We start from the raw sequence: 5405 nt of genomic DNA on the forward strand, positions 1-5405 counted from the left end.
GGCCGAGCGCCCGTGCGGCCCTGGCCGGGCGGATCCGGGCCGCGGCCACCACCGAACCGGGCCGGCTGAGGATCATCGGTGCCGTACTGGCGCTGCTGGTCCTGGCGTTCGGGGCGGTGACGGCGTTCCAGGTCAGCGGCCGGGGTGCCGCGGCCGACGACGTGGTGGAGCGCAGCCAGCCGCTCAGCGCGGACGCGGCGGGCATCTACCGCTCGCTGGCGGACGCGGACGCGGCGGCGGCGAGCGGCTTCCTGGCCGGGCCGCAGGAGCCGCGCGCGGTGCACGAGCAGTACGTGAAGGACATCGAGGAGGCGTCCCGGCTGCTGGTGAAGGCCGCGGCGAACACGGCGGCGTCCTCGGCGTCGGGCCGTGAGATCACCACGCTCAACGAGGGGCTGCCGCGCTACACGGGCCTGATCGAGCGGGCCCGCGCAAACAACCGGCAGGGCCTCCCGCTGGGCGGCGCCTATCTGCGGTACGCGAACCAGCAGATGTCCGGTGAGCTGCTGCCGGCCGCCGAGCGGCTGTACGCGGCGGAGACCGGGCGGCTGGCGGCGGACCACGGCTCCGCGCGGGCCTGGCCGCTGCTCTCGGTGGCCGCCGGGGTCCTCGCGCTGGCCGCGCTGGCCTGGGCGCAGCGGCGCAACTACCGGCAGACGAACCGGGTGTTCAACCAGGGGCTGCTGGCGGCCACCGCCGCGGCGACGGTGCTGCTGCTGTGGCTGGCCGTGGGGCACACGGTGGCCCGGGCCGATCTGGCCGAGGCCGATTCGCACGGGCAGCAGTCGATGGACGTGCTCAACCGGGCGCGCATCGACTCGCTGAAGGCGCGCGCCGACGAGAACCTGACGGTGGTGGCCCGGGGCGCGGTGCTCACCGCGGACGGCAAGAACGACAAGTACGAGACCGACTACGCCGCGGGTATGAAGGCGCTCGGCGAGGAACTGGCCGCGGCGGCGAAGCTGGCCGACGAGACCGGGGACACCGAGGGCGGCAAGCCGGTCGCCGCGGCGGCCGCCGCGGTCACGGAGTGGCAGGGCCGGCACCGTACCGCCCGCAAGACCGACGACGCCGGGGACTACGAGTCCGCGCTGGAGCAGATCATCGGCCAGGAGAATTCCACGGGCGAGTCCTTCAAGAAGGTGGACGAGGCGCTGCGCGTCGCCCTGGCCCACGAGCAGGACGAGTTCACCCGCGCCGCGCGCGACGGCCGCGACGCCCTGGGCGGTCTGCCCGTGGGCGCGGCGGTGCTGGCCGTGCTGGGCGCGGTCGCGGCGATCGTCGGCGTCAACCGCAGGCTCTCGGAGTTCCGGTGACAGGGGGAGCGATGACAGCGAAGGACCCGAGGGCGGGCCGCGGACCGCTGCGCCGGCTGCGTGGCTGGGGCGGGGTGACGGCGATGGCCGCGGCCTGCGCCCTGACGGCGTCGCTGACCCTGCTGCCGCTGTCGCACGACGGCGACGACGTCTTCGGCCCCCAGGTGACGGGGCCGGGCGCGACGCGGGCCGTACAGGCGCGCGCCGACGCGTGCACGGACCCGGAGGCGAGTCTGCGGCCGGGCACGGTGGCCGGGGACGCGGTCAAGAAGATCCAGGCGCGCGGCAAGCTCATCGCCGGCGTGGACCAGAACAGCTTCCAGTGGGGCTTCCGCAATCCGGAGTCGGGCCATCTGGAGGGCTTCGACATCGATCTGGTGCGGGCGATCGCCGAGGACATCCTCGGGGACGGCGACAAGGTGATCTTCCGGGCCATCCCGACCAACCAGCGCATCGCCGCGCTGGAGAACGACAAGGTGGACGTCGTCGTGCGGACGATGACGATCAACTGCGCCCGCCTGAAGCAGGTGTCGTTCTCGACCGCCTACTTCCAGGCCGGCCAGCAGGTCCTCGCCGCGAAGGAGGACCACTCGATCACCGGGTTCAACTCCACGCTGGCCGGCAAGCGGGTCTGCTCCGCCGAGGGCTCCACGGCGTACGAGGCGCTGGAGAAGGAGTCGTTCGGCTCGGTCTACAAGGACGAGGGCGACGGCACCGCGGCCGACCGGGACCGGCTCACCGTCCCCAACCAGCTGGACTGCCTGGTGCGGCTCCAGCTGGGCGAGGTGGACGCGGTCGTCACGGACAATGCGCTGGCCGCCGGCCAGGCCGCCCAGGACCCGGCCGTGGAGCTGAAGGGCGACCCGTTCACCACCGAGTACTACGGCGTGGCGGCGAAGAAGGGCGCGGACGATCTGGTGGCGCGGGTCAACAAGGTGCTCGAGGACTACCGCTCGGGCGGTTCGGACAGCCGCTGGATGAAGTCGTACCGCGAGTGGCTGGAGGGCGGCCTGCCGGGGATCGAGGGGCCGCCGGCACCGAAGTACCGGGACTAGGTCCGTCCGAGCGCGGGCGGCGGCACTGATCCTGCGGGCCCCGGCCGGCAGGGAGAGCGGAGAGGTGATCGATGGGCGTCGCGGGCCCCTTCCCCGGCTATGCGGCCCGGCCCCCCGGTCCGGTCATGGACCGGGACGAGGCCGACCGTGCGCTGGCCCGGCTCGGCGCGGAGCACGAGGCGATCGAGACCTCGCTCCTCGCCCTCCAGGACCACGCGGGCCGCAGGCTCCTGGAGGGTGCCGAACTGTCCGGCGTCACCCGGGAGCGCTGGGCCGTCACCGAGCGGTCGGTCACCCTCCTGTGGAGCTACTTCGAGGCGTACGCGGGCGTGCTCGACCAGGCGCGCGAGGTGCGGGCCAGGCGCCGCCACCCCAACCGCGAGGATCTGGCGACCCTGACCGAGCTGCTGCGCGGCCAGGGGGTCACCGTGGCGCACGCCGCCGCCGGGCACGACCCGTCCGTCACCGGCCCGGCCCGGCTCTCCGAGCGGTTCACGCTGGAGGAGCTGGTCTCCCGGATGAACCGGCTGTACGCGAGCGCCCTGGACATGGTGGTGGCGTCGGACACGGTGTGGTCGGCGATGCCCGCCCGGATAGACCTGCTCGCCGCCGAACTGCGCCGCACGCACTCGCTGGCGCACTCGGTGGGCGTACGGCCCGGTGAGCATCCGGCGGGCGACGAGCTGGCGGCGATCACCGAGGAACTGGCCACGCTGCGCGCCCAGGTGATCTCGGACCCGCTGGCGTTCTGGCTGCCGGGGCCGGGCAGCGCGGCGCCCGGCGGCGGACGCCCGGACACGACGCGCTACGACCGGGCGGCGCGGGCGCTGGAGGACGTGCGGCGCGAGGTGGAGGCGGTGCTCGCCGTGCGGCAGGACGCCGAGCAGCGGCTGGTGCACCTGCGCGACGTGCTCTCCCGCGCCGACCGCACGCTGGCCGAGGCGCGGGTGGCGCGCGGCGAGGTGCTGGCCAAGATCGCGGCGTCGGAGGTGCCGGTGGTCAACGGCCCGCCGACCGCCCTGCAGGAACGGCTGGCCGCCGCGTCGGAGTACCGCAGGCACGCCCGCTGGCACCGGCTCTCCCCGCTGCTGGAGGCGCTGGAGCGGGAGGCGGAGGAGGAGTTGCTGCGGGCCCGGGAGCAGTTGACGGCGGTCACCGCGCCGCTGGCGGTCCGGGCGGAGCTGCGCGGCCGGCTCGACGCGTACAAGGCGAAGGTGGCCCGCAACGGCCTGGCCGAGGACCCGGTCCTGATCGAGCGGTACGACGCGGCGCGGCGGATGCTGTGGAGCGCCCCGTGCGATCTGCGGGTGGCCGCGCAGGCGGTCCAGCGCTACCAGGACGCGGCGCTGGAGACGCTGGACGGCCGGGGCGCGCCCGGACCGCAGGACCGGCGGGGGCACGCGTGAGACGGGCCGCGCCCATGAGCAGATGTGACGGACCGTCGAGGCGGCGGGGCGGGAAGGAGGGGGAACGGACATGAGTACGCAGTGCCAGCGCCCCGCGTGCGAGGGCAGCTACGAGGACATGGGCGGCGGTGAGCTGTACTGCGACACCTGCGGTCTGGCGCCCGTGGTCTCACCGAACGGCATGGTCAGCTCGCCGCCGACCGGGGTGGCGGTCGGCGGCCGGGGCAGCCGGGGGTCGAACAGCGCGTCGGCGCGCACCGGTTCGCAGTCCTCGTCGCGGGCGTCCTCGCGCTCCTCGTCCCGGTCCTCGACGTCGCGGCGCTCGGTGTCGGGGCGGCTCTCGCGGTCGCTGTCCGGCTCGGCGACGGCGCAGTCGGTGTCGGTGCGCTCCTCCGCGAAGTCGACCAACGCCTCGGGCCGCAACCGGCTGGGCGCGGGTCTGGTGCAGGTGCCGGACGTGCCGCGCCCCGATCCGCGTACGGCCGTGATGGAGAACCCGGAGGTGCCCGAGCGCAAGCGGTTCTGCTCGCGGTCGGACTGCGGGGCTCCGGTGGGCCGTTCGCGGGGCGACCGGCCGGGGCGCACCGAGGGGTTCTGCACCAAGTGCGGCCACCCGTACTCCTTCGTGCCCAAGCTCGCCGCGGGCGACGTGGTGCACGGGCAGTACGAGGTGGCGGGCTGTCTGGCGCACGGCGGGCTCGGCTGGGTCTACCTGGCGGTGGACCGGGCGGTGTCCGACCGGTGGGTGGTGCTCAAGGGCCTGCTGGACACGGGTGACCAGGACGCGATGGCGGCGGCGATATCGGAGCGGCGGTTCCTCGCCGAGATCGAGCACTCCAACATCGTGCGCATCTACAACTTCGTGGAGCACCTGGACCAGCGGACCGGTTCGCTCGACGGCTACATCGTGATGGAGTACGTCGGCGGCAAGTCGCTCAAGGAGATCGCCAACGAGCGCCGCACCCCGGCCGGGAAGCGCGATCCGCTGCCGGTGGAGCAGGCCTGCGCGTTCGGCATCGAGGCGCTGGAGGCGCTGGGCCACCTGCACAGCCGCAACCTGCTGTACTGCGACTTCAAGGTCGACAACGCGATCCAGACCGAGGACCAGCTGAAGCTCATCGACATGGGCGCGGTCCGCCGGATGGACGACGAGGAGTCGGCGATCTACGGCACCGTCGGCTACCAGGCCCCCGAGGTCGCGGAGCTGGGCCCGTCGGTCGCCTCCGACCTGTACACGGTGGCCCGGACGCTCGCGGTGCTCACCTTCGACTTCCAGGGGTACACGAACGTCTTCGTGGACTCGCTGCCGGACCCGGACAACATCGAGGTGTTCCGGACGTACGAGTCGTTCTACCGGCTCCTGGTGCGGGCGACCGACCCGGACCCGGCCCGCCGGTTCGCCTCGGCGGCGGAGATGGCGGAGCAGCTGACGGGCGTGCTGCGGGAGGTGGTGTCCCTCCAGACGGGCCGCCCGCGCCCGGCGCTGTCCACGCTGTTCGGCGGGGAGCTGCGGGTCACCGACACGGAGCTGTTCGCGGACGGCACGGGCGAGGTGTCGCGCCTGGGGGCCAGGGCCGCCGCGTCCGGCGGGCGCTCCCGCCGCCGGAAGGGCGGTACGGCCGCCGGGG

At 74.2% G+C, this 5405-nt stretch carries 4 protein-coding genes; all 4 read left to right on the forward strand.

Annotation, left to right across the window (positions count from 1 at the left end; genetic code table 11):
- The first annotated feature begins 20 nt into the window (after positions 1-20).
- The gene (locus tag MHW47_RS31455; RefSeq protein WP_239227276.1) at positions 21-1316 is read left to right on the forward strand and encodes a hypothetical protein; all 1296 of its coding nucleotides are present in this window, start codon (positions 21-23) and stop codon (positions 1314-1316) included.
- Between the two features lie 83 nt (positions 1317-1399).
- The gene (locus MHW47_RS31460; protein WP_374230179.1) at positions 1400-2371 is read left to right on the forward strand and encodes a glutamate ABC transporter substrate-binding protein; all 972 of its coding nucleotides are present in this window, start codon (positions 1400-1402) and stop codon (positions 2369-2371) included.
- A 71-nt stretch (positions 2372-2442) separates the two neighbouring features.
- Positions 2443-3777 (forward strand): hypothetical protein, encoded by a 1335-nt coding sequence (locus MHW47_RS31465; RefSeq protein WP_239227274.1) that lies wholly within the window; start codon positions 2443-2445, stop codon positions 3775-3777.
- Between the two features lie 70 nt (positions 3778-3847).
- The coding region (locus MHW47_RS31470) for a serine/threonine protein kinase (RefSeq protein ID WP_239227275.1) at positions 3848-5405 on the forward strand (1558 nt) is incomplete at its 3' end.

Source organism: Streptomyces sp. OfavH-34-F (assembly GCF_022347745.1).
Lineage (GTDB): Bacteria > Actinomycetota > Actinomycetes > Streptomycetales > Streptomycetaceae > Streptomyces.